The sequence below is a fragment of the Nocardia rhamnosiphila NBRC 108938 genome, assembly GCF_000720425.1.
Classification (GTDB): domain Bacteria; phylum Actinomycetota; class Actinomycetes; order Mycobacteriales; family Mycobacteriaceae; genus Nocardia; species Nocardia rhamnosiphila.
Map to the genome: position 1 here is coordinate 865,696 of NZ_JOAJ01000001.1, position 22,921 is coordinate 888,616.

Annotated in this window: 23 protein-coding genes and 1 pseudogene; 13 read left to right on the top strand and 11 right to left on the bottom strand. The window is 68.7% G+C overall.

Annotated elements, in window-relative coordinates; genetic code table 11:
- Window positions 1-15: 15 nt before the first annotated feature.
- The 6 genes from IG75_RS0104060 to IG75_RS0104085 are packed head-to-tail and all read right to left on the bottom strand — an operon-like array spanning window position 16 to window position 5,717.
- The gene (locus IG75_RS0104060; RefSeq protein WP_051714187.1) at window positions 16-948 is read right to left on the bottom strand and encodes an alpha/beta hydrolase; all 933 of its coding nucleotides are present in this window, start codon (window positions 946-948) and stop codon (window positions 16-18) included.
- On the bottom strand, window positions 945-1,823 hold the full coding sequence (locus IG75_RS0104065; protein ID WP_030519781.1) for a short-chain dehydrogenase/reductase: 879 nt from the start codon (window positions 1,821-1,823) through the stop codon (window positions 945-947). Before IG75_RS0104065 ends, IG75_RS0104060 begins: the two co-directional genes overlap by 4 nt.
- The gene (locus IG75_RS0104070; protein ID WP_030519782.1) at window positions 1,820-3,286 is read right to left on the bottom strand and encodes a flavin-containing monooxygenase; all 1,467 of its coding nucleotides are present in this window, start codon (window positions 3,284-3,286) and stop codon (window positions 1,820-1,822) included. The genes IG75_RS0104065 and IG75_RS0104070 overlap by 4 nt, the downstream gene beginning before the upstream one ends.
- The gene (locus IG75_RS0104075) at window positions 3,283-3,789 is read right to left on the bottom strand and encodes an SRPBCC family protein (RefSeq protein ID WP_030519783.1); all 507 of its coding nucleotides are present in this window, start codon (window positions 3,787-3,789) and stop codon (window positions 3,283-3,285) included. The genes IG75_RS0104070 and IG75_RS0104075 overlap by 4 nt, the downstream gene beginning before the upstream one ends.
- A 21-nt stretch (window positions 3,790-3,810) precedes the next feature.
- Window positions 3,811-4,839 (bottom strand): PDR/VanB family oxidoreductase, encoded by a 1,029-nt coding sequence (locus IG75_RS0104080; protein ID WP_030519784.1) that lies wholly within the window; start codon window positions 4,837-4,839, stop codon window positions 3,811-3,813.
- Entirely contained in the window at window positions 4,836-5,717 is an 882-nt protein-coding gene (locus IG75_RS0104085; protein ID WP_030519785.1) for a metal-dependent hydrolase, read from the bottom strand. The genes IG75_RS0104080 and IG75_RS0104085 overlap by 4 nt, the downstream gene beginning before the upstream one ends.
- Window positions 5,718-5,814: 97 nt before the next feature.
- Here IG75_RS0104085 and IG75_RS0104090 point away from each other — a divergent pair, with 97 nt between their 5' ends.
- Both IG75_RS0104090 and IG75_RS0104095 read left to right on the top strand, forming a co-directional pair.
- A complete protein-coding gene (locus IG75_RS0104090) occupies window positions 5,815-6,426 on the top strand; it encodes a TetR/AcrR family transcriptional regulator (protein ID WP_030519786.1) in 612 nt (203 codons plus the stop codon).
- A gap of 164 nt (window positions 6,427-6,590) precedes the next feature.
- Entirely contained in the window at window positions 6,591-7,043 is a 453-nt protein-coding gene (locus IG75_RS0104095; RefSeq protein WP_030519787.1) for an SRPBCC family protein, read from the top strand.
- 54 nt (window positions 7,044-7,097) lie between these two features.
- On the opposite strand, the pseudogene IG75_RS0104100 reads toward IG75_RS0104095, so the two are convergent.
- Window positions 7,098-7,712, bottom strand: a pseudogene (locus tag IG75_RS0104100) (response regulator); the annotation flags it as partial.
- 11 nt (window positions 7,713-7,723) lie between these two features.
- Window positions 7,724-8,893, bottom strand: coding sequence for a sensor histidine kinase (locus tag IG75_RS0104105; protein ID WP_030519789.1), 1,170 nt, complete (start codon window positions 8,891-8,893; stop codon window positions 7,724-7,726).
- A 128-nt stretch (window positions 8,894-9,021) separates the two neighbouring features.
- Here IG75_RS0104105 and IG75_RS0104110 point away from each other — a divergent pair, with 128 nt between their 5' ends.
- The gene (locus IG75_RS0104110; protein WP_030519790.1) at window positions 9,022-9,972 is read left to right on the top strand and encodes an SDR family NAD(P)-dependent oxidoreductase; all 951 of its coding nucleotides are present in this window, start codon (window positions 9,022-9,024) and stop codon (window positions 9,970-9,972) included.
- A gap of 37 nt (window positions 9,973-10,009) precedes the next feature.
- On the opposite strand, the gene IG75_RS0104115 is transcribed toward IG75_RS0104110, so the two are convergent.
- Window positions 10,010-10,777: an IclR family transcriptional regulator gene (locus tag IG75_RS0104115; protein WP_030519791.1), complete on the bottom strand. Its 768-nt coding sequence runs from the start codon at window positions 10,775-10,777 to the stop codon at window positions 10,010-10,012.
- A 284-nt stretch (window positions 10,778-11,061) separates the two neighbouring features.
- Between IG75_RS0104115 and IG75_RS0104120 the strand changes: the two genes are divergently transcribed.
- From IG75_RS0104120 to IG75_RS0104145, 6 genes are read left to right on the top strand one after another with little or no spacing between them, the layout of a single operon-like run.
- A complete protein-coding gene (locus IG75_RS0104120; protein ID WP_030519792.1) occupies window positions 11,062-12,126 on the top strand; it encodes an aldo/keto reductase in 1,065 nt (354 codons plus the stop codon).
- A gap of 35 nt (window positions 12,127-12,161) precedes the next feature.
- Window positions 12,162-13,622, top strand: coding sequence for an NtaA/DmoA family FMN-dependent monooxygenase (locus IG75_RS0104125; RefSeq protein WP_030519793.1), 1,461 nt, complete (start codon window positions 12,162-12,164; stop codon window positions 13,620-13,622).
- 3 nt (window positions 13,623-13,625) lie between these two features.
- Window positions 13,626-15,053, top strand: a complete 1,428-nt coding sequence (locus tag IG75_RS0104130) for an LLM class flavin-dependent oxidoreductase (protein ID WP_030519794.1) — start codon at window positions 13,626-13,628, stop codon at window positions 15,051-15,053.
- 13 nt (window positions 15,054-15,066) lie between these two features.
- Window positions 15,067-15,921 (top strand): ABC transporter permease, encoded by an 855-nt coding sequence (locus tag IG75_RS0104135; RefSeq protein ID WP_030519795.1) that lies wholly within the window; start codon window positions 15,067-15,069, stop codon window positions 15,919-15,921.
- A gap of 38 nt (window positions 15,922-15,959) precedes the next feature.
- Window positions 15,960-16,988 carry an ABC transporter substrate-binding protein gene (locus tag IG75_RS0104140; RefSeq protein ID WP_051714188.1) on the top strand — a complete coding sequence of 343 codons (1,029 nt, stop codon included), beginning with the start codon at window positions 15,960-15,962 and terminating at the stop codon, window positions 16,986-16,988.
- Window positions 16,989-17,019: 31 nt separating this feature from the next.
- Window positions 17,020-17,793, top strand: coding sequence for an ABC transporter ATP-binding protein (locus tag IG75_RS0104145; protein WP_156058622.1), 774 nt, complete (start codon window positions 17,020-17,022; stop codon window positions 17,791-17,793).
- A 3-nt stretch (window positions 17,794-17,796) separates the two neighbouring features.
- Here IG75_RS0104145 and IG75_RS0104150 read toward each other — a convergent pair whose 3' ends face one another.
- The gene (locus IG75_RS0104150) at window positions 17,797-18,534 is read right to left on the bottom strand and encodes an SDR family NAD(P)-dependent oxidoreductase (protein WP_030519798.1); all 738 of its coding nucleotides are present in this window, start codon (window positions 18,532-18,534) and stop codon (window positions 17,797-17,799) included.
- A gap of 88 nt (window positions 18,535-18,622) precedes the next feature.
- On the opposite strand from IG75_RS0104150, the gene IG75_RS0104155 reads away from it, so the two are divergent.
- From IG75_RS0104155 to IG75_RS0104165, 3 genes are read left to right on the top strand one after another with little or no spacing between them, the layout of a single operon-like run.
- Window positions 18,623-19,243 carry a TetR/AcrR family transcriptional regulator gene (locus tag IG75_RS0104155; protein ID WP_036512137.1) on the top strand — a complete coding sequence of 207 codons (621 nt, stop codon included), beginning with the start codon at window positions 18,623-18,625 and terminating at the stop codon, window positions 19,241-19,243.
- Window positions 19,240-20,118 (top strand): helix-turn-helix transcriptional regulator, encoded by an 879-nt coding sequence (locus tag IG75_RS0104160; RefSeq protein WP_030519800.1) that lies wholly within the window; start codon window positions 19,240-19,242, stop codon window positions 20,116-20,118. Before IG75_RS0104155 ends, IG75_RS0104160 begins: the two co-directional genes overlap by 4 nt.
- A 39-nt stretch (window positions 20,119-20,157) precedes the next feature.
- Window positions 20,158-21,216: a quinone oxidoreductase family protein gene (locus IG75_RS0104165; RefSeq protein ID WP_081876616.1), complete on the top strand. Its 1,059-nt coding sequence runs from the start codon at window positions 20,158-20,160 to the stop codon at window positions 21,214-21,216.
- Between the two features lie 186 nt (window positions 21,217-21,402).
- Here the strand turns inward: IG75_RS0104165 and IG75_RS0104170 are convergent, their stop codons facing one another.
- Entirely contained in the window at window positions 21,403-21,777 is a 375-nt protein-coding gene (locus IG75_RS0104170) for a hypothetical protein (RefSeq protein ID WP_030519802.1), read from the bottom strand.
- Between the two features lie 216 nt (window positions 21,778-21,993).
- On the opposite strand from IG75_RS0104170, the gene IG75_RS0104175 reads away from it, so the two are divergent.
- The gene (locus IG75_RS0104175) at window positions 21,994-22,908 is read left to right on the top strand and encodes an RNA polymerase sigma-70 factor (RefSeq protein WP_030519803.1); all 915 of its coding nucleotides are present in this window, start codon (window positions 21,994-21,996) and stop codon (window positions 22,906-22,908) included.
- Window positions 22,909-22,921: the final 13 nt, after the last annotated feature.

A 22,921-nucleotide genomic window follows, 5' to 3' on the forward strand; every position in this document is an offset into this window, starting at 1 on the left:
CTGGGCCTTTCCGGATCAGACCGCGGCGGCGGTGGTGTCGAGGACCGAGGAGACGAAGCGTGCCGCCTCCCGGTAGGCGAGGCGTGATTCGGGGACGAGGGCGGGCAGCACCTGGAAGGCGTGCATCTGGTCGCGCCACACCCGCAGTTCGCAGCCGGCGCCGGCGCCGGTCCAGCGTTCGGCGAGGGTGACGCCGTCGCCGCCGAAGAATTCGGTATCGCTGGTGTGGATCAGGGCCGGGGGCAGCGGCATTCCGCGCCCGGGCCGCAGATCGTAGGGATCCGGGGTGAAATGCGCGACGGCACGTCGCGACAGCCCCGGCGACAGCAGTCCTTCGGCCGCCGCCCCCGGGAACCCGGTGGCGAGCGCGAGACTCAGATCCGTCATCGGTGAGAAGAGGACCAGGCCCGCGGGCGGGGCGGACCCGTCGCGCGCGTGGGAGATGGCGAAATCGGCGGCGAGGAAGCCGCCCGCCGAATCGCCCGCGACCACGATCCGGCCGGGACGGTGCCCTCGGGACAGCAGCCATCGGAAGGCGGCGGCGATATCCTCGGGCGCCGCCGGATACGGATGTTCGGGCGCGAGCCGGTAGTCGAGTGTGAACACCGGCAACCGTGTCGCGGTGGACAGCCGGGCGGCCACCCCGCGGTACCCGGCGGCGGATCCGGCGACGAATCCGCCGCCGTGGAGGTAGAGGATCACGGCATCGGTTCGGGTGGCGCGCGGGCCCCGGACCCATTCACCGGTGATCGTGCCGTGCCGCACCCGGTCGGCCGTGGTGCCGCGCAGCGGGGGCGCGGCCGCGCGCAGGGCCTGGTCGATCAGTGCCCGCGCGGCGGGCAGAGTGTAGGTGTTCACCGGCGTGAACTGCGCCAGACGGCGCGCGGTGAGCGCGGACAGTTGCCGGACGTACCGGGCCCGCAGCGATCCGCGCGCCGGTTCGCTCATCGGCGCCGCTCGATCGCGCGGACCAGTTCGTGCACTGTCGAATCGGCGGCGAGCCGCCGGTCCAGCACGGTGTTGATCGCCCCGCGCAGCAGTGCGTAGGGCTGCCAGCCGCTGGGGGCGATGGTCCGCGCCGCGCGGCGCGCGATCCCGTCGGCGATGGTCCGGGCGGCCTCTTCGGCGGTGATGCGCACGTTGAGCGGCCACGGCAGCAGATCGTTGATCCGGCGGCCCAGATCGTCGGCGTCGAGCAGGTCATGGGTCATCGCGGTCTCCACGACCCCGAAGTAGGCGATCCCGGCGGTGGCGCCGGAGGCGCCGAGCTCCACCCGCAGTGCCCGGCCCAGCTGCTCCACCGCGGCCTTGCTGACCATATAGGGCGAGCCGCCCATACCCGGTGCGAAAGCGGCGCAGGAGGAGACGACGACCACGTGACCCCGGGACCGCACGATATGGTCGAGCGCCGGATGCACGGTGTTGAACACCCCGGTGAGGTTGATACTCATGACCCGGTCGAAATCGGCCGGATCCATGCTCCGGATGGTCGCGGGCACCGGGGTGACCCCGGCATTGGCGACCACCACATCCAGCCCACCGAACTGCTCGGCGACCTCGGCGATCACCTCCTCCATCCGGCCGCGGTCGGCGACATCCCCCGCCAGACCGACGGCGCGCGAACCCAGGTCGCGCGCCGTGCGCCGGGCGGCCGCCTCGTCGATATCGACCACGATCACCACCGCGCCGCGCCGGTGCAGGAGGGTGACGAGTTCGAGTCCGATGCCCTGGCCCGCGCCGGTGACCAGTACCGTTTTGCCCTTCACGTCGAAGGTCGCGGACGGCGAGAGCCAGCCCAGCGGGTCGGGGAGCGTGGGTTTCATGCGGTCACCTCATAGGATTCGGCATCGAACTGCTTGGTGCGCCGTCGGTATTCGAAACTCCAGTTGGGGTAGAGACCGGCGTTGCCGCCGTCGGGGGTGGTGTAGTAGCTCTGGCAGCCGCCGGTCAGCCAGACCGTGTCCGCGCTGCGCCGGGCCATCTCCTCGACGAACGCGTCCTGGGTCTCCTGCCGCACCTCCACCCGGCGGGCGCCGCGGGCGCGCAGGGTCTGCAGCGCGTCGACGATGTAGGCGATCTGCGATTCGAGCATGAAGATGGCGGATTGGTTGCCGGCGGCGCCGAAGGGACCGAGCGTGCAGAAGAAGTTCGGGAAACCGGCCATCGCCGCGCCCAGATATGTTTGTGGCCGTTTGTGGTACAGGTCGGCGATCGAGAGATCGTCGCGACCGATGATCTGCTCGAAGGCGGTGGGGATCGGAGTGAACCCGGTGCCGTAGATGATGGTGTCGACGGGGATCTCCACACCGGCGCGGGTCAGGATCGAGTGCGGGCGCACCTCGGCGATACCGTCGGTGACCACCTCGACGTTCTCCCGGTCCAGCGCCGGCAGGTAGGCATCGGAGAAGATCGCGCGTTTACAGCCGATGATGTAGTCGGGGGTTGCTTTGCGACGCAACTGGGGATCGCGGATCTGGCGCAGCAACTGGAGCCGGCCGAGCATCTCGTACGGATGACGGAAGCGATTGTCGACGAACCCGACCAGGCCGAATCCTTCGATCAGGGTGTACCAGGTACCGCGGATCGCCTTCTGCGCGAGCGGGAGACGGCGCAGCAGGGTGCGCTCGACACCCAGTGTCGGGCGGTCCATCCGCGGCACGATCCAGGGCGCGGACCGCTGGAACACCGTCAGCGCGGCCACCTGTGGCGCGATCTCGGGCACGAACTGCACCGCGGAGGCGCCGGTGCCGATCACCGCCACCCGTTCACCGGTGAGGTCGTGCTCGTGGTCCCAGTGCAGCGAATGGAACGTGGTGCCCTCGAAGGTGTCGATACCGGGGAGTTCGGGATATTTGGCCTCGGCGAAGACGCCGGCGGCCGAGATGAAGAAATCGGCCGTGAGCGAGCCGCGCGAGGTCTGGATCCGCCACAGGTGGGCCGCCTCGTCCCAGCGGGCCTCGGTCAGTTCGGTACCCAGCCGGATATGGCGGACCACATCGTGGTCGGTGGCGACCCGGCGCAGGTACTCCAGGATCTCGCGCTGTTTGCCGTAGGTGCGGGACCAATCCGGGTTGGGCGCGAACGAGTAGCTGTAGAGCTGGGACGGGACATCGCAGGCGCAGCCGGGATAGGTGTTGGCCTGCCAGGTGCCACCCAGATCGTCGGCGCGTTCGAGCAGTACCAGGTCGTCGAAACCGGCCTCGCGCAGTTTGATCGCCAATCCGATTCCGCCGAATCCGGCGCCGAGTACGACGATGCTGTGGTGTTCCGGTGTGCGGTCGTTCATCGTGCCCCCACCGTCTCGGTGCGCACCCGGCGGCCGGTGCCGGCGGCGATGGTCTTGGTGACGAAACGGTTCACCGGGCTCGCCGCGGCCAGCAGTGGACGCAGTATCGCGCTGCCCTCGAGAGCGAAGGTCCAGATGATCCGCGTTCCCGTGGCCAACGGGAGCAGGGCGATGTCCTCGGCGAACCGGTTCAGCCCGGGCACCGAGGCGGCGTCCACGGTGAAGGTCATCCGGGAACCCTCGTCCCACCGGTAGAAACGTTCCTCCAGCCGGATCAGGCCACCGAGTGTGACATCCCGGGTGGTGCCGATACCGAAGGGTCGCGGTGAGGTCCACTTCGCCGACGTGACGACGGCCGACCACGACACCAGCGCGTCGTCGGCGATCAGCGTGTCCCACACCCGCGGCGGCGGTGCCGGGATATCGACGATATGGGTGTAGCGGTGGGCTGCGGTATCCAGGAAGGCGTCGTCGGAGGGGGACAGGGCGAATCGTGCGCTCATGGGGCTGAGGGCCTTTCGGGATCAGAGATCGAGTACCAGCGGTCCGCCGGCCGACCGGGAGACACAGGTGAGCATGTGGCCGGCGCGTTCGCTGTCGCTCAGCAGACGGTCGCGGTGGTCGACCGGGCCGGCCGCGACGCCGATCTTGCAGGTGCCGCAGAAACCCTGGCGGCAGGAGTAGACGACATCGGGCCGGACCCGGCGGATGGCGTCGAGTGTCGTCTCGGTGGCGCCGACCCGGACCTGGCGCCCGGATCTGGCGAGGGTGACGTCGAATTCGTGGCCGTCGCGCACCGGTGGCGCCGAGAATCGCTCGGTATGCAACGATCCGGCCGGGTTCAGTGCGAAAAGGGAACGCTGGGCGGCCTCGAGGACCGGTGGTGGTCCGCAGACGTACACCGCGGCGCCGGGCCGGGCGGTCGCCAGGAGCGCCCGGATATCGGGTGCACCGGCCTCGTCGTCGGGCCGGATATCGCTGCCGGCCGGCAATTCGCCCAGGAAGGGCATGGTTTCCCGGGAGCGGCCGAGATAGATCAGTCGTCCGCGGTCCCCGGCCGCCTGCGCCATCGGCAGGATGGGGGTGATGCCGATCCCGGCGGCCACGAAGAGGTAGGACGGCGCGGAGTCGACGAAGGTGAACGCGTTGCGCGGTCCGCGGATCCGCAGGGTATCGCCGGGTCGCAGGTCGTGGACCTCGAGGGAGCCCCCGCCGCCCTCCGGTATCCGGCGGACCGCGATCCGGTAGCGGTGGTGGTCGGCGGGGTCGCCGCACAGGGAGTACTGGCGTTGCCGCCCCGACGGCAGGAAGACGTCGATATGGGAGCCGGGACGCCACGACGGCAGCTGCTCACCGTCTGCCCGGAGCAGGGTCAGCGAGACCACATCGCGGGCCTCCTCCTGTACCGCGTCCACGACGACGTCGAGATCGAAGCCGCTGCGGCGCACCGGGTTCGGAGGCGAGAGCGCGGGATTGGTGAACACCTTCTTGTACACGTCCACCGCCAGGCCGAGCATCCGCAGGCTCGGGGGCGCGGGGTGCGCGGTGGTCATGAGCGCGCGGCGGGGGAGTGCGCCAGATAGCGTAGGGCGTTGTCCATGGATCCGAGCTGGGAGGGATGGAAACCCGGCCGCAGGTAGCGCGGCATCTCGGTGAAGAATGTGGTGAAACTGGGAATCACACCGCGCAGCGTGGCGCTGACGAACTGCTGACCCCAGAACCGGCCCTTGGCCGGGCTCGGATCCTTGCGGTACAGGTAGGCGGTGGAGACCACGAACAGTGGCAGCAGCAGCCCACTGGCGAGCAGACCCGTGCGTACGCGCCGTGCATACCCGCCGTCGACATGCATGTAGGCGTCGAAGACCACGCTGCGGTGCTCGACCTCTTCCGCGCCGTGCCACCGCACCAGATCGAGCATCGTCGGATGCATGCCGAGTTCCTCGAGCACCTCCGATTCGAGCAGCCACTCGCCGATCACCGCGGTGAAATGTTCCATTCCCGCGAACAGCCCCAGGCGTTCCTTGAGCCATTCTTCTTCGGCGCGGCCGCTCAGTCCGTGCTCGCCCAGTACCCGGTCGACCAGCCAGCCGATCTTCTCGACGTAGGAGTCGACATCGAGCCCGATGGACTGCAGGTGTTTGCGGGCGCCCTCATGGCTGCTCGCGTGCATCGACTCCTGGCCGATGAACCCCGTCACCTCTTCGCGCAGGCGTTCGTCGTCGATCGCGGGTAGCGCCTCGGCCAGGCAGGCGGCCATGGCCCGCTCACCTTCCGGCAGTACCAGGTGCATCACATTGGTCACATGGGTCGCCAGCACTTCTCCGGGGATGTAGTGCATGGGAACCGTCGAGAAGTCGAAGCTCACATCGCGGGCGTGGATCGCGTGGGCTTCTTCCCGGTAGGTGCTCGTGGTGGCACTGTCGTCAGCCATACGTCGACCGTACAATGCAACAGATTGCCTTGCAATGTTGTCGCAACAAATTCTTTCTGATTGTTGCAGAAATGCTGATCGCTGCTAGCGTGGTCCTGTGTCCGCCCCTGCCTCTACCTCGCAAGACCGGTCCCACGCCGACGCTATCGAAACCCGCATCCTCGATGCCGCGCGCGTGCAGTTCGAGACATTCGGGGTGAAGAAGACGACCATCGGCGATGTCGCCCGGCAGGCGGCGGTCGACCGCGGCACCATCTATCGGCGGATCGGTTCGCGTGACGATCTCGTCCGCGCGGTGAGCGCCCGCGAGGTGGGTGCCCTGCTCGCCGAACTCGAGGGTATTCCCGCGCGGCACCCCGGTCCGGAGGCCATTGTCGCCGACATGTTCGTCACGGTGATCACGCGCTGGCGAACCCACGGCATGATCAAACGGGTGCTGGCGCTCGAGCCCGGCCGGTTACTGCCTCAGGTGACCACCGAGGGCGGGCCTTTCTTCACGATGGCCGTCGGTGTGGCCACCACCCTGCTCGCCGAGGCGATGCGGCAGCGGGGGCTCCCCGACATTCCCGATCTCACAACCCGGGTCGAGATCGCGAGCCGAGTGGTCCACTCCCTGATCCTGCAGCCCGTCAGCGCGCTGGACCTCGAATCCGAGGAGCAGCTCGCCGAATTCGCGCGAATGTATATCGCGCCGTTGATCGTCGGCTGAGGATGTGGCCGCTGCCCGGGCTGCACGGGTGAGGTCCGGCCGGGGAAATCCTCCGGGGCGAGGTCGATGGCCGAAAGTGCGGACAGCGGCCCGGTGCGGGTTCTACTATCGCCTGTAGTAGAACGAACCCGGCGACGGAATCCGGGTCGGAGGGAGGGGCCGTCATGGAAACGATCACCGTGGAGCGCGTGATCACCGCACCACCGAACGCGGTATTCGACTGGATCAGCACAGCACACAACTACACCCGGATACCGCTCGTACTGCACGAGCGTCTCGCGGTGCCCGGCGCCGGCGCGCCCTATGGTCTCGGCGCGGTGCGATTCCTGGTCTGGTGCGTGGGGGTGTTCTGGGAACGGGTCACCGCCTACGATCCGCCCCGATCCTTCGAATACCACGTGTACCGCAGCTTGCCGCCGGCCCGGCACGAACTGGGACGGGTCGAGTTCACCGAGACCACCGACGGTACCCGGGTAGTGTGGACGACGGTCGTGGAACTACGGTTCCCCCTGGTCGGCGCGGTGCTGACCCGCCGGGTGGTGCGGCCGTTGTTCACCTACGCCTTCGGGCGGGTATTGGACGTCGCCGCACGCGACCTCACCGCCCGGGCCGCCTGAAACGGGAGGCGGGCCCTGTAGGCCACGGTCGTCGGACCTGTGCACGGCCGGGCCGAGCCCGTACACCGCGAGTTTGACCCGATTGTCGGCGCCGGTCTTGGACAGCAGGTTCGCGATATGGGTTTTCACCGTGGTGACGCCGATGTGCAGGCGCTGGGCGATCTCGGTATTCGACAGTCCGGCGGCCACCAATCGCAGCACGTCGGTCTCCCGTCCGGTCAGCGTCACCGCCGGTGCGGCGGGCCGCGACGGTTGCGCGCGGGCGGCGACGGCGGTGTCCACCAACCGGCCCAGCACCTCCGGTGAGAACGGCCGGTCCCCGGCCGCGGCCCGCCGGATACCGTCGAGCAGGTCGCCGGGCGACGCGTCCTTGACCAGGAAACCGCACATACCTGCTGCCAGTGCGGGATACAGGTGGTCGTCGTCGTCGAACGTGGTGAGTGCGAGGACCCGGGCCCCGGGCCGGGCCGCCAGGATGGCGGTGGTGGCGCGGATACCGTCCATCCCCGGCATCCGCAGATCCATCAGGATCACGTCCGGTGCGGTCCGTTCGGCCAGGCGCACCGCTTCCGCGCCACCCGGCGCCTCGGCGACCACCTCGAGGTCGGCCGCGGTCTCGCACAGCATGCGCAGTCCGGCCCGCACGAGGTGCTGGTCGTCCACGAGCATCACCCTGATGGTCACGCGGCACCACCCGGCTCGCCCGGGAGGCTCGCGGTGAGCAGCCAGCCCGATCCCGCCGGCTCCGCGGTGAGGGTACCGCCGAGCAGTCCGACCCGCTCGCGTAGCCCGATCAGGCCCATGCCTGACCCGGGTGGGGCGAGTTGTGCCGTGCCCGCCGCCGGGCCGCTGTCGGACAGCCGGAATTCGACCGGGCCCGGTCCGGCGGTGATCGAGAGCCGGGCAGTGGTCTCCGGACCGGCGTGCTTCACCACATTGGCCGTACCTTCCTGCGCCAGGCGCAATAGGGTGAGTCCCGTCAGCGCGTCCACCGTCGAAATATCCGGGTCCAACTCCAGATCGATTCGCGCGATCACGAGCCGCGTCCGCTCCACCACCGCGGTGATGGCGACCGGGAGCCCGGCCGGATCGACGAACGACGCGGCGCCGGCGCCCGGATCCCGCAACACTGTCACCAGAGTGCGCAGATCGTGCAGAGTTTCCTTGCCACTGCGATGGATATCGTCGAGAACTTCCAGTACGGCCGGCGGCGCGGAGGTCAGCGCATGCCGGGCCACGCCCACCCGCAGCACCGTCGACGAGATGTGGTGGGCGATCAGGTCGTGCAGTTCACGCGCGATCGCGGCCCGTTCGGTCGCGCGCGCCGCGACCACCTCCGTTTCCCGCCGATGTGCCAGCTCGGCCGCCTCTCGGCGGGCCCGGGCGGCGCTCTCGCGCGTCGTCCGCAGCACCGCGCCCAGCAATACCGGCAGCAGGGCCATGACCGTCGCCCGGTACACCGTCGCCGCAGGACCGCCCTCGGTGTGGAGAAGGTAGGCGGCGGCCAAGGCGAACCCGCCGAGCACCGCGGACCCGCCCCCACGCCGGGCCGCGAGCTCGGCCAGCGCGAGCGCGGCCGCGACCTTCGGCACCACCGGGCCGATTTCCCCGATCGTGAATCCGAGCATCAGCACACCGGTCGCGGCCAGCGCGGTCGCCAGCGGCAGGCGTGCCGAGCCCGCCGTGACCAGGACCGCTGCGACGGCGAGCGCCCAATCCGTCGTGGTCGGCGCATCGGTCAGGAAGAGCAGGCACCCCACCGCTGACGCCAGGAGAACCAGCAGCCGCACGGGCAGCTGCCGCGGATCGAGTAGCCAGTCGATTCCGCGTGTCACGCCGTTCTCCGTCACGCCCCCATGATGCCGGGGCCGTCGGCCGGCGCGACTCCTCCGCCGGCAGGAGCGATCTCCTCCTTTCGGCCGGTGCGGGCGGCTCGCGGACCGATCCGCCGACCGCGCCGCTCCGGCACGGTTGTCCCATGACCGACGAGAAGACAGCAACGGAAACCACACCTCCGGCGCAGAGCCGACGCGCCCTGCTGGGTGCGATGACCGCATCCGGCCTGGCCGCGGGTGCCGCCGGTCTCGCCTCGGGGATCGCGCTCGGCGCCGGCTCGAATCCGCCTGCTGTGCACCTCGGCACCGCGCGTAGGTTCGCGGATCGGGTGGTCGTGATCACCGGCGCGACCTCCGGTATCGGCGCCGCGGCCGCGCGGCAGTTCGCCGCGGAAGGCGCCCGGGTCGCCTTCTGCGGGCGCCGCGAAGATCGCGGCCGCGCTGTGGAGAACGAGATCCGGCGCGCGGGCGGCGAAGCGACCTATTACCGTGCCGATGTTCTTGTCGAAGACGAGGTTCGGTACTTCGTCGACGCGGCGGTAGGACGGTACGGCCGATTGGATATCGCGTTCGACAATGCGGGGATCACAGTGCAGAAGAAGCTGCACGAGTACAGCGCGGCGGAATTCGACCGGGTCGTCGACACGAACCTGCGCGGTGTTTTCCTGGCGATGAAATACCAGGTCCCGCATATGATCCGCGGGGGCGGCGGGACGATTGTGGTGACGTCGTCGAGCAACGCCGTAGCCACCGATGCCGGCAAAGGTGCCTATACCGCCAGCAAGCATGCCCTGATCGGGCTGGTCCAGTCGGCGGCACTGGACTATGCCGCCGACGGTATCCGCGTCAACGCCATGCTGCCCGGTACCACCGATACCGAACTGGTCCGGCGCGCCGCGGGGATGGAGGCCCTGCCCGATTCCGCGTGGCAGGTTTTCATGAAGCAGTGGGCGAAATCCCACGTTCCCGGACTGGGACGGCTGGCGAGCGCGGCGGAGATCGCGGCGTTCGCCCTGACACTCGCCTCCCCCGAGCACACCTATCTCACCGGTGCGCGGCTGTCGGTCGACGGCGGCCGGACCGCCCACGCGTGAGGCCGTGGGCCGGCGACCCGCAGCGATACCCTTGCGGTCAGTGGATCCGAGCCGCGTCCCGGAACAGGGTGGCGGCGATGGCGGTGGCGGTGACGCGCGCGAGATCGGCGAGGAAAGGGATCCGCTCGGGGATCATGAGCTGGGTGGTTCCCCGGATGCCGAGGGCGAATCGCGCGTTACCGGCCCGGTCCAGGACCGGGACCCCGATTATGCGGTAGCCCCATTCGGTCTGCTCGTCGTTGATCGTGTACCCGGTTCTGCGGGCGAGCTCGAGTTCGGCGGTGAGTGATTCCGCGTCCGCGGGCGTACGGTCGGTGCCCTGATGGTAGGGCAGCGTCTCGAGTTCTTCCCGGGTCACCGGCGACCAGGCCAGCAGGGCCTTGCCGATCGCGCTGGCGTGCAGGGGGAAGCGGACCTCGGAAAGGTTGTGCCCGTGGGCTTCCCGCCAGCGGGTGAATACGAGATTGATGGCGTCGCTACCGTGCCGGGTCGCCAGCGAGACGGCGGTACCGGTCTCGGCGGCGAGTTGCTCGATATGCGGTTCGGCGAGGTAGACCAGGTGGCGCCGATAGGAGAGCTGGCCGTACTCGGCGAGCGCGACGCCGAGCCGGTATCGGCCCGTCCGCTCGTCCTGTTCGACGAACTCGGATTCCAGCAGCGCCTGCAGTAATCGGTGCGTGGTGCTCATCGGCAGGTTCTGCGCCCGGGCTATCTCGGTGACGCCCAGTTCGGCATCTCCTTGGAAACACCGCAGTACCGCGAGTGCGCGGGAGACCGTCTGCAGCCCGGATTGATTGACCGCCACGTGGTGTCCTTTCCGGCCGGCCGCCCTGGAATGGGAGGGGCCCAGATTCCGATAATCGGAATACTAGCCGCTGTCGCGAGAGGGTGAACGCGAGCGGCATCGGATTTGTAGCGCTTCTACCTGCATGAGCATGAAATTCTGCCTCAGTCAACTATTCCGCTTTGTGGAACGAGATGTGTTGCTCGAAGTTGTCTGTGCTCCTAGCGTGACGGTGTTCGAAAAGTCAGTTCCGGGCCAGTTCTCGGGCCGCCGGGCCCGTGCTCCGGATCGTGGGAAAGAAGACCATGACCACAGCCGTCACCAGTACCTCTCTGTCCGGCGCACCGGTGCGCAGCGCGCTGCCGGAGGAGGGTTTCCGCAGCGTCGGCCGTTCGGGACTGGTGGTATCGGAAGTCGGGATCGGGGCCAGTACCTTCGGCCGGACCGGGATGATCGCCGATACGCAGGAAGCGGTCGATCGGATCGTCGGCCGGGCGCTCGATCTCGGGATCACCTATTTCGATGTCGCCGATGTCTACGGCGACCGGGCGGGCCAGAGCGAGACCATGCTGGGCGCGGCGCTGGGCAACCGGCGCGACCGGGTCGTCATCGGTACGAAGTTCGGTATCGGGCTCGCGGGCCTCAACGGCCCCGATTGGGGAGTGCGCGGTTCGCGCCGCTATATCCGGCTCGCGGTGGAGGCGTCGCTGCGCCGGCTGCGGACCGACTGGATCGACCTCTACCAGATCCACACTCCCGACCCGGTCACCCCGATCGAGGAGACCCTGTCGGTACTCGACGACCTGGTGCGCGAGGGAAAGGTTCGCTACCTCGGCACCTCGAACTTCGCCGGCTGGCAGGTGGCCGACGCCGAATACCTCGCCCGGATCAACGGGCATACGCGGTTCATCTCGGCGACCAACGAGTACAACCTGCTGTGGCGGGAGCCGGCCAAGGAACTGCTCCCCGCGCTCGCCGCCTACGGGCTGGGGTTCTTCCCGTACTTCCCGCTGCAGAACGGACTGCTCACCGGGAAGTACCGGCGCGATGCCGTACCGGCCGGCCGCAAGATCACCAACCTCAAGAAACATCTGCTCGACGCCGCGCCGTGGGAGGCGCTGGAGCGGTACGCCGAGTTCGCCCGGGCCCGCGATATCACGCCGACCGCACTGGCCTTCGGCTGGTTGCTCGCCCACGACTCGGTATCCAGCGTGATCGCCGGGGTGACCGAACCGGACCAGCTCGACGACAATCTCGCGGCTTCCCGCTGGCGGCCCACCCCGGCCGAATTCGCCGAACTCACCGCGCTGTTCGCCGGCGACCTCAGCGGAGCGCCCGGGCAGGTCACCGGTTCCGCGACGCGGCCCTGAGCCCCATCCATCCTTCGATTCAGGCAGAGGCGGATATGTCCGACGAATCCGGCGCCGACCGGCAGCTGCACCTCGGTTACATGTACTGGTCCAACGGCACCCATCCGGCGGGCTGGCGCCTGCCCGAGGCCGTACACGACCGAGGTTTCGACGGGGGATACCTCGTCGAACTCGCGCAACTCGCGGAGTCGGCGAAATTCGATTTCTTCTTCTTCGGCGACCGGCTCGCCACCGGGCCGGAGTACCAGTTCACCAACACCTCGGTGCTGGCACGGATCGAACCGTTCACGGCGGCGAGTTATATCGCCACGGCGACGAGCCGGATCGGGATAGTGGTCACCGCGAATCCGACCTATTACGAACCGTTCAATCTGGCCCGGCTCACCGCCTCGCTCGATCACATCTCGGCGGGGCGGGCCTCGTGGAATATCGTGACCGGTGCCGACCATCGGGCCGCGGCCAACTACACTCGGACCGAGCACGGCGACGCGTCGGCCCGGTACGACCGGGCCGACGAATTCGTCGGCGTGGTCCGCGATCTGTGGGACAGCTGGGAGGACGACGCCTTCGTCCGCAACCCGGAAACCGGCGAATTCGTGGTCGCCGATCGTATCCACCCGGTGAACCACCGCGGGCGGTCCTTCCGGATCCGGGGCCCGCTGAACATGGCCCGGCCACCGCAGGGACAGCCGGTGATCCTGCACGCGGGGACCTCCGACCGCTCGCGTGATCTCGGTGCGCGCGAGGCGGATGTCCTCTTCGCCGCTGCCGCCACGATCGAGCAGGGCAAGGCCTACGCCGAGGAGATCCGGCGGCGCGCGGCCGATTTCGGCCGGGCGCGGTCGTCGCTCGCTATCCTGCCCGGCCTCACTCCCATCGTCGCCGAGACGCGGCAGGCCGCCCGCGCCCGCTACGACCGGCTCAACGAGCTGCTCGTGCTGGACGACGACTTCCGGTTCGGCGGCCGCGCTCCCGAACAGTGGGGCGTGGGCAGCGCCGCCCCGCGCGAGGCGCAGGGTCCGGGTCTGCGGAATCTGGGGGCGTTGTCCCAGCGCGTGGGTGTCGACCTCACCGCGCGGGAACTCGGCGATCCGCTGGACGATGCGACCGTCGCGCGGTTCGATCCGGCCGGCCGGGCCCTGCTGAACACCACCGCGGCCCGGACCGGCCGCGCGGTGGGCGGCGCGGATCCGCTGACCGTTCGCGATCTGCTCAACACCCATATCGTGGGCGGTCACGTGGTGGTGGGCGGTCCGGCCGATATCGCCGACTACATCCAGGCGTGGTTCGAGTCGGGCGCTTCCGATGGCTTCAATATCCAGTCCGCATACCTCATCGAACAGTTCGAGGCGTTCGTCCGTCTCGTCGTACCCGAACTGCAGCGGCGCGGACTGTTCCGTACCGAGTACACCGGCCGGACCCTGCGCGAACACCTCGGCCTGGACCGGCCGGACAACCGCTGGGCCCGTGAGAACACCCGAGCGGGAGGAGAGTGACCCATGTCCGACACACGCAGAGAACTGCATCTGGGGCTCATGTTCTGGGCCACCGGCACCCACACCGCCGGCTGGCGGTATCCCGGCGCCCGGGCCGACGGCGCCTTCGATATCGAGTTCATCCAGGAGGTGACCCGGCTGGTGGAGGCGGCGAAATTCGATTTCCTGTTCCTCGGGGACCGGCTGGCCACCGATCCGGCGCTGGCCAAGACCAACCCGGCCCAGATGTCGCGGATGGAACCGTTCACCGTCGCCTCCGCCATCGCGGCCGCGACCTCCCATATCGGTATCGCCGTCACCGCGAACCCGACCTACTACGACCCCTATACCGTTGCCCGGCTCACCGCCTCGCTGGACTATCTCAGCCGGGGCCGGGCGGCGTGGAACCTGGTCACCGGCGCCGACGGCGCCGCGGCGTACAACTTCGGCCGGGACGGTCATTGGGATACCGAGAAGCGCTACGACTGGGCCGACGAGTTCGTGGACGTGGTACGCGCGCTGTGGGACAGCTGGGAGGACGACGCGTTCACCCGGGACAAGACCGGCGGCCGCTATATCGACGAGTCCAAACTGCACACCATCGACCATGTGGGAGAACACTTCTCGGTCAAGGGGCCGCTGAACGTGGCGCGCCCCCCGCAGGGCCAGGTGATCCTGTTGCACGCGGGCACGTCGGATCGATCGCGGGAACTGGGCGCCCGGGAAGCCGATGTGATCTTCGCCGGCCAGCCCGATCTGGAGTCGGCCAAGGAGTACTACGCCGATGTGAAGGCCCGGGCGGCCCGGTACGGGCGCACCGCCGACGAGATCCAGATCCTGCCCGGGCTGAGCGTGGTGGTGGCCCCCACCACCGGCGAGGCGGTGCAGATCTACGACCGGCTGAATTCGCTGGTACCGCTGGATCCCGCACACGAAACCGTCGATTCGGTGCGGTTCGGCGGTCTCGGGCAGGGATTGAAACGCAATCTCGCCTCGGTCTCCCAGGTCCTCGAGCTGGATGTGACCGGGTACGGCATCGACGATCCGGTGTCCCGGGAGGTGTTCGACTCGTCGGCTCCCGCGGGGCGCAAGGTCTTCGCGGGTATCACCGAGACGACCCGGCGCACGGTCGAGGGCGCGGCGCCGATCACCTATTTCGACCTGATCAACGCCATCACCGTCGGCTCCCGGACCGTGGTCGGGAACCCGGTCGAGGTGGCCGACCATATCCAGCGCTGGTTCGAGGAAGGCGCGGCCGACGGTTTCAATATCTTTCCCGATTTCGTGCCGGGCTCGGTGCAGGCGTTCACCGAGCTGGTGGTGCCCGAACTACAGCGGCGCGGCCTGTTCCGTACCGATTACGCGGGCACGACATTCCGCGATCACCTGAGCCTCGAACGTCCGGGTAACCGGCACAGCGACCGGCGCCCGCTCCTGTCGGAACCGAACTGAAAGGACCATGACGGTGGCTCTCGACCAAGCCGAGGCAGTAGTCGTACGCCCGGCCGCAGTGCGGCCCCGGAAGCAGTCCGCGGGCCGGCGGCTCCGTGCGGCGGTGTCCCCGAAGAACCTGGCCGTGCTTGCCGGCCAGCTCGCGGTCGTCGCCGTGGTGCTGGCGATCCTGCAGTGGCTGGTGGATTCGGGGCGGGTGGAATCGATCTACCTGGCCTCACCGACCCAGGTACTCGGCGTATTCCCGCGGCTCATCAGCGAGGAGCATCTCTTCGGAAATCTGCTGATCACCCTGTACGAGGCGGTCGTCGGGACGGCCCTGGCGTTCGTGTTCGGTGTGGCGACCGGAATCTATATGGGGCTGTCGCGTACCGCCGAGCGGTTCCTCAACCCGTTCATCGGCGGCGCCATGGCCGTCCCGAAGGTCACCATCATCCCGCTGCTCACCCTGTACCTGGGCGTGGGAGTCAACCACAAGATCGTGATCGTCTTCCTGTTCGGCTACTTCCTGTTCGTGTTCAACACGATCGCCGGGATCAAACAGGTCCAGGAGAGTCATCTCAAGGTCGCCCGGGCCAACGGTGCGTCCCGGTGGCAGACGATCGTGAAGGTGATCCTGCCGTCCGCGTCGCCCAGTATCGTCGCCGCCTTGCGGATCGAGGCGGGCACCGCGCTGGTGGCGGCACTGTTCGCGGAGATCATCGCTTCCAAGGCAGGGCTGGGCAATATGCTCAATCGCGCCATCGGCGTCTACGACACCGCGACCCTGTTCGCGCTGGTCCTGTCCATCACGGTGTTCTCGGTTCTCATCATCGCGGCCGTGAATCTGCTGGAGAAGAAAGTCCTTCTCCGCTGGAAGTACGCCTGACATCCGGCTCTGCCGACACCCATATCGAAGGAACAACTGTGTTCAAGAAGAGATCTCTGGCCGTTCTCGCCGGCGCGGTGGCGCTGGTCCTGGCGGCGACCGGCTGCTCCGGCACCGTCGAATCCCTGGCGGGTGAGGGCGGTTCCGCCGCCGACGGCCGCAGTGTGCTGACCCTGCAGGACAGCACCTCCTATACGCAGTTGCCGATTCGTTTCGGTGTCGAGAAGGGTTTCTTCGACGCCGAGAACCTCGAGGTGAAATTCACCCAGGTCCAGGACGCGGTGACCGGTGTCGCGACCGGGGCGTTGACCTTCGCGTTCGGCCCTACCAGCAACTATCTGCGGGCGGCCGAGAAGGGTGCGCCGATCAAGATCATCAGTTCGGCATTCCGGAGCAAGGGACCGTTCTTCCTCATCGCGCGGCCCGAGATCAAATCCTTCGCCGATCTGCGCGGCAAGACCATCGGGATCGCCACGGCCGGTAGCAGTATGGAGACCTACACGCGCAAGATCCTCACCGCCAACGGTGTCGATCCCGACGAGGTGAGCTTTATCGCCAACGGCGTGAACGAACAGGCCTACGGCACTCTCACCAGCGGTCAGGTGGACGCGACCATCATCCATCAGCCGTTCCCCGCGCTGGGCGAACTCCAGGGCGAATCGGTGACACTGGCCCGCGGCTGGGACTACCTGCCGACCTACCACACCGGCGTGCTGATCGCCGGAAACGATGTGATCGACAAGGATCCGGACCTGCTGCGCCGCAGCCTGCGCGCCTACTTCAAGGCCTACACCTACGCGAAAGAGCACTACGACGAGTACCTGCCGTGGCTGAAATCCAAGCTCGGCACCATCGATCCGAAGGCGGTGGAACTCGCCCTGCGGCAGGAAGACGATATCTGGGACAACAACCCGGCCGTCGATCCGGTGGCGATCCGCGATACCCAGGACATCGAAATCGAAATGGGTCTGCAGGACGTGCGCTACGACGCCGACAAGTACATCGATACGCAGTTCATCCCGCAGGAGTACGTGCAGGATTTCACCTACCCGCGGCCGGCGCGCTGACCCCGCGACGGCACGACACGATCAGCGAGGTATGTCCGTGGCAACCTTCGAAGTACGCGGTGTGGGCAAAGAATTCCCCACCGAGCCGCCGGTCCGGGCGCTCGACGGAATAGACCTGACCATCGGCGAAGGCGAATTCGTCGTCCTCCTGGGCCCCAGCGGCTGCGGCAAGAGCACACTGCTCGACATCCTGTCCGGACTCCAGGACACGACCGAGGGCGAGGTGCTGTTCGAGGGCGAGCCGGTCGCCGGTACGAACAGCAGGATCGGGGTGGTGTTCCAGGATGCCTCGCTGTATCCGTGGCGCACCGTGGCCCGCAATGTCGAACTCGGCCTGGAGTTCCGCGGGGTGCCGCGCGCCGAGCGGCGCGCGGCCGCCGCGGAGTACCTGGCCCAGGTCGGGCTGGCCGGTTTCGAACGGAAGTATCCGCACCAGCTGTCCGGTGGTATGCGGCAGCGGGCCGGGATCGCCCGGACGCTGGCGACCGAACCCGCGGTCCTGCTCATGGACGAACCGTTCGGCGCCGTCGACCATCTGACCCGGATCCAGCTGCAACGGGATCTGCTGGCACTGTGGGAGAGCCGCCGCCGTACGGTCGTCTTCGTCACCCATGACGTGGGGGAGGCGGTATACCTGGCCGACCGCGTGATCCTGTTGTCGCCGCGGCCGGGCCGGGTGTACCGCGAATTCTCCATCGATGTGCCGCGGCCGCGCCGCAAAGGCGATATCGAACTGCTCGCGCTGGAGAGCGAGATCTATCGGGCGCTGAGCCGGATCGAGGAGCAGGCGGAGGCGGGGCTGTGAACCCTAGGCGTTGGCGCCGCCGTCGACCGTGAGCGTGCTGCCGGTGACGAAGGCGCCGCCCTCGCCGGCCAGATAGGCGACGGCGGCGGCGATCTCGGTGGCCGCCGCGTACCGGCCGAGCGCGGTGGCCGCCCGCTGGGCGTCGGCCGGCGCACGGTCGGCGGGATTCATCTCGGTATCGGTCGAACCCGGCTGCACCACATTGACCGTGATACCGCGCGGGCCCAGGTCGCGGGCGAGCCCTTTGGTGAAACCGATCAACGCGGCCTTGCTCATCGAGTACAGGCTCAGGCCCGGGCGGGTCGCCCGTTCGGCGAGGTTGCTCCCGATACTGATGATGCGGCCGCCCGCACCGAGATGCGGGCTCGCCGCCCGCGCGGCCGCGAACGCGGCGCGGACGTGCAGGTTCATGGTCTCGTCGAACTGTTCCATGGTCAGTTCGTCGATGGTGCCGTAGGGAAATATTCCCGCGTTGTTGACCACGATGTCGAGCCTGCCGAACTCGGTCACGGTCCGTTCCACGGCGGCCGGTACCGCCTCCGGGTCCGTGGCGGGCGCGGGCACGGCCAATGCGCGCCGGCCGGTATCACGGATCCGCGCGACCACCTCGTCGGCGGGTCCGGCCGCGGTGTTGTAGGTGAGCACGATATCCGCGCCGTCGGCGGCCAGCCGCTCCGCGATCGCGGAGCCGATACCCCGGCTACCGCCCGTCACCAAAGCGACTTTTCCTTCTAGATCCATTTCAACTCCCGATATTTATGCAGTGATCGTTACACAAATAGGTACCGTGGATAGCATGGGCATGTCAACAGCGCAGAGTGGAGGTGCGATGCCGGGTCCTGGCCGCCCGCGGAGCTTCGATCGGGACGCCGCGCTGCGCGCCGCCATGTACCTGTTCTGGGAACACGGGTACGAGGGCGTCTCGATCAGCGACCTCACCGCTGCGATGGGTATCGGCGCGCGGAGCCTCTACACCGCCTTCGGCTCCAAAGAGGAGCTGTTCCGCGAGGCCGTCGCACTCTACGGGAGCGCGGCCCCGCGCCCCATGGACCGGATGCGCACCGCGCGGGAAGCGGTGGAGGCGATGCTGCGGCAGAAGGTGGATGCCAACCTCGACCCGGCGACGCCGCTGGGCTGCATGGTGGTGCTCGCGGCCACCAATGTCACTCCGGACAACACCCACGTCCGGGACCTGCTCGCGGAAATGCGGGCCCGGGACCGTGCCGAACTGCTCGCCCGGCTCGAGCGCGGACGCACCGACGGCGACATACCGGCCGGTGCGGATATCGAAGCCGTGGCCTCGTTCTATCTGACCGTCCTGCACGGTCTGGCGATCCGGACCCGCGACGGCTGTTCGCGCGCGGACGCCCAGCGGGTGGTGGACCATGCGATGCAGGCCTGGGACAGTGTCGCCGCCCCCGCTCCCGCTCGATCTATCGTGCAGAAGTGAGCACCGGTGACCGGGCGCGGCACGCGACCGCCCGTGACCGGCGGCGGACGGAACTACGTGAGTTCCTGCGCAGCCGCCGCGAACGGCTGAGCCCGGCGGCGGCGGGGCTACCCGATACGGGCCGGCGCCGGACACCCGGGTTGCGCCGGGAAGAGGTCGCGGTGCTGGCCGGGGTGGGGGTCTCCTGGTACACGTGGCTGGAACAGGGTCGCGATATCAAGGTGTCCGGCGACGTACTGGACGCGGTGGCGCGAGCGTTGCGGCTCGACGAGATCGAACGCGCCCATCTGTACCGGCTGGCGGGGCTCGAGCCGCCGCCGCGGCAGGCCGCCGCCTCGGTCCCGGCCTCGCCCCAACTGCACCGGTTGCTGGCGAGCTGGGCGCCCCGGCCGGCGTATATCCGGGACCGGCACTGGAACTTCACCGCGGTCAACGACGCGGCGCGCGTGGTGTTCGGCTATGGCGACACCGACCACAACTGCCTGGTCTCGTACTTCACCAATGCGCGTTTCCGGGCCCTGAACGAGCACTGGGAGCGCATCGCGCCCGAAACCGTCGCGGGTTTCCGGGCCGATTCGGCGCGCTATCCCGAAGACCCGGAGTTCGACCGCCTCGCCGGGGACCTGGCACTGGTCAGCCCGGAGTTCGCCGAACTGTGGGCACGCCACGACGCGGCCGAACACACCACCGCGATCAAGGCCGTCGCACACCCCGAGGCCGGCACGCTGACCTTCGAAGCCACCCTCCTCCCGCTGCCCGAGTTTCCCGGCCACCACGTGATCCTGCACAACCCGGTCGCCGGGACCGGTACCGGCGACCGGCTCGACGAGTTGATGCGCGCCCATCCTGGTGGTGTCACACCCACCATGAACTGACACTGCCTCCCGGCTCCGGATGCCCGCAGGATCGTTGTCATGAGCAATGAGCAGATGAGCGCAGTGGTCATTCCCGAATTCGGTCCGGCCGAGGTGCTGCGGCCGACGACCCTCGCCGTCCCCGAGCCCGGACCGGGACAGGTCGCCATCGATGTGGCCTACGCCGGCGCGAACTTCGCCGAGATCCTGTACCGGCAGGGTGTGGTGGACATCGCGCTGCCCTTCGTTCCGGGAATCGAGGTCTCCGGCCGGATCCGCGCGCTGGGGCCGGGAGTCGAAGGGCTGTCGGTGGGCGACCCCGTCGCCGCCCTGACCATCGTGGACAGTGGCGGGTACGCCGAGGTGGTGGTCACCGCCGCCGACCTGGTCGTCCCGTTCGACGAGACGCGCCTGAGCCCGGCCGTGGCCGCGGCGGTGCCGTCCAACAGCACGACCGCGTTCCTGGTGCTGGACCGGGTCGCCCGGATCGAGCCGGGTGAGAGCGTGCTGGTGCACGCGGCGGCCGGGGGAGTGGGTAGCCAGTTGGGCCGGGCCGCCCGGCTACTGGGTGCGGGCCGGGTGGTCGGCACGGTCGGCAGTCCCGCCAAGAAGGAGATCGCCGGGCAGTTCGGCTACGACGAGGTGATCCTGCGCGAGGAACTCGCCGCCGCGGGAGAGTTCGATATCGTCGTCGATATGGTCGGCGGCCCCACCCGCCGGGCGAGCCTGGACCGGCTCGCGCCGATGGGCCGGATGGTGGTGATGGGCAATGCGTCCGGCGCCGCCGATGTGGGTCTGTCCGCCAACGAGCTGTGGTTCACCAACAAGACGGTCTCCGGTTTCAATCTGGCCGCCTTCGCCGCCGCCCACCCCGTGGAAACCGGTGTCGCGCTGCGGCGGGCGGTTACCGCGGTGACCGCGGGGGAACTGACTGTCCAGGTGGCCACACTCGCTCTGGACCGGGTGGCCGAGGCGCACCGGCGCATCGAATCGGGTGCCACCACAGGCAAACTGGTTCTGGAGGTCGCGCCGTCCCGGCCCGGGTCGCGCGGGCTCGGGCCGGGACGCGGCGCGGTGGCCGATAAGTTCGCCACGGCCGTGAACATGCCGACCCCGTAGGGACCGCCCTTCTGATGCAGGATCAGTCGGGACCCATGAACAGACAAGACCGGGACCGCCGGCTCCGGCCGCCACGTGTACGTACCACCCTGGCGATGAATCCGGCCTCACTGTTCCGTTCGGTCCGCCCTACCGGGCAGGGCTATGACACCTCGGGTGTCAGGAACGGCCGCGCGGCGGTGTTTACTACTGGCCGTTCGGTCGGCGGCCCAGCAGGTCGTAGACCAGCACCCCGGCGGGGTCGTACCAGCCGCCCGGCCCTTGGGTGTAGAGCAGGTTTCCCTCGGCGTCGTACCACGCACCGTCGCGCAGGGTCGAGCCCTCGGCGTCGGTTCCGGCGTGGACATCGTCGGCGCGGGCCTGGATCTGTTCCCGGAGTTTCGGGTCGATATCGTCCACCGATCCGGGATCGGGAGCGGTGGCGCGAGCTTCGCGTTGGGCAGCGTCCAGTTGGTCGAACGATGCGCGGGCGCGCGCGAGCTGTTCGGGGGTGGGGGTGAGTCCGAGGGCTTCGGCTTCTTGGCGGCTGTAGTAGGTGCGGCCGCCGATCTGTTCGGGCATAACCTGGGTCGTGGGACCGATCGATTCCGGTCCCAGGTCTGTGTCGGTGGTGAGGTCGGCAAGGTCGAGGCCTCGGCGTTCGGCGGCGCGGAGTTGGCGGCCGCGGACCGCGCGGGCGCGTCGAGCATGGTGACCAGGTACACCAGGCAGCGTGTTACGGCAGCGCCGCGAGCGGCGTCTGATGGTGACACTGTCGAGAGAAAGCAGGAGCCACCCATGGACGGTTCAGTGCAGACCACGCCCGGCGACGATTCCGCCGGTGGGCCCGACCCCGCCACCGAACTCTTCGTGGCCCATCGCAACCTGCTGTTCACCGTCGCCTACGAAATGCTCGGCTCGGCCGCCGACGCCGAGGACGTGCTCCAGGAGACCTGGCTGCGCTGGGCCGGCGTCGACCTCGGTGCGGTCCGGGATCATCGTGCCTACCTGGTGCGGATCACCACGCGGCAGGCGTTGGACCGCCTGCGTTCCCTCGGCCGGCGCCGGGAGTCCTATGTCGGCCCGTGGCTACCCGAGCCGCTGCTGACCGCACCCGATGTGGCCGAGGATGTCGAACTGGCCGACAGCGTATCGATGGCGATGCTGCTGGTCCTGGAGACACTCGCCCCCGTGGAACGTGCGGTGTTCGTACTGCACGAGGTGTTCGGACTGGACCACGCGGAGATCGCCGAGGCGGTCGACAAGACCCCGGCGGCGGTCCGCCAGATCGCCTACCGTGCCCGCTCCCATATCGCGGCGCGGCGTCCCCGCGGTGCGGTCTCGGCGGCCGAGACCCGCAGTGCCCTCACGGCCTTCCAGCGGGCGGTCGATACGGGAGACCTGCGGAATCTGCTCGATATCCTCGCCCCCGACGTAGTACTGCTGACCGACGGCGGCGGCGTCGTGCGGGCGGCGACGGCGCCGGTGGTGGGCTCCGGACCGGTCGCCGCGGTGCTGGGCCGGATCGCGGATGCCGCGGTCCTGCGTGCGGCCCGGATCAACGGACATCCGGCGCTGATCGTCGAACTCGACGGCAAGGCCGATACCGTTGTGGCGATGCGTATCGACGAGGGGCTGATCACCGGGCTGTACGCGGTCCGGAACCCGGTCAAGCTCGCGCGCCTGGATCGCGAGACCGCCCTGCGTCGCTGACCGCCGGTCCTTC

Excerpts from the sequence above, each read along its gene's own strand:
- IG75_RS0104060 (WP_051714187.1), bottom strand. The coding sequence starts at position 948 with ATGAGCGAACCGGCGCGCGGATCGCTGCGGGCCCGGTACGTCCGGCAA.
- IG75_RS0104065 (WP_030519781.1), bottom strand. The coding sequence starts at position 1,823 with ATGAAACCCACGCTCCCCGACCCGCTGGGCTGGCTCTCGCCGTCCGCG.
- IG75_RS0104070 (WP_030519782.1), bottom strand. The coding sequence starts at position 3,286 with ATGAACGACCGCACACCGGAACACCACAGCATCGTCGTACTCGGCGCC.
- IG75_RS0104075 (WP_030519783.1), bottom strand. The coding sequence starts at position 3,789 with ATGAGCGCACGATTCGCCCTGTCCCCCTCCGACGACGCCTTCCTGGAT.
- IG75_RS0104080 (WP_030519784.1), bottom strand. The coding sequence starts at position 4,839 with ATGACCACCGCGCACCCCGCGCCCCCGAGCCTGCGGATGCTCGGCCTG.
- IG75_RS0104085 (WP_030519785.1), bottom strand. The coding sequence starts at position 5,717 with ATGGCTGACGACAGTGCCACCACGAGCACCTACCGGGAAGAAGCCCAC.
- IG75_RS0104095 (WP_030519787.1), top strand. The coding sequence starts at position 6,591 with ATGGAAACGATCACCGTGGAGCGCGTGATCACCGCACCACCGAACGCG.
- IG75_RS0104110 (WP_030519790.1), top strand. The coding sequence starts at position 9,022 with ATGACCGACGAGAAGACAGCAACGGAAACCACACCTCCGGCGCAGAGC.
- IG75_RS0104120 (WP_030519792.1), top strand. The coding sequence starts at position 11,062 with ATGACCACAGCCGTCACCAGTACCTCTCTGTCCGGCGCACCGGTGCGC.
- IG75_RS0104125 (WP_030519793.1), top strand. The coding sequence starts at position 12,162 with ATGTCCGACGAATCCGGCGCCGACCGGCAGCTGCACCTCGGTTACATG.
- IG75_RS0104130 (WP_030519794.1), top strand. The coding sequence starts at position 13,626 with ATGTCCGACACACGCAGAGAACTGCATCTGGGGCTCATGTTCTGGGCC.
- IG75_RS0104145 (WP_156058622.1), top strand. The coding sequence starts at position 17,020 with ATGTCCGTGGCAACCTTCGAAGTACGCGGTGTGGGCAAAGAATTCCCC.
- IG75_RS0104150 (WP_030519798.1), bottom strand. The coding sequence starts at position 18,534 with ATGGATCTAGAAGGAAAAGTCGCTTTGGTGACGGGCGGTAGCCGGGGT.
- IG75_RS0104155 (WP_036512137.1), top strand. The coding sequence starts at position 18,623 with ATGCCGGGTCCTGGCCGCCCGCGGAGCTTCGATCGGGACGCCGCGCTG.
- IG75_RS0104165 (WP_081876616.1), top strand. The coding sequence starts at position 20,158 with ATGAGCAATGAGCAGATGAGCGCAGTGGTCATTCCCGAATTCGGTCCG.
- IG75_RS0104170 (WP_030519802.1), bottom strand. The coding sequence starts at position 21,777 with ATGCCCGAACAGATCGGCGGCCGCACCTACTACAGCCGCCAAGAAGCC.
- IG75_RS0104175 (WP_030519803.1), top strand. The coding sequence starts at position 21,994 with ATGGACGGTTCAGTGCAGACCACGCCCGGCGACGATTCCGCCGGTGGG.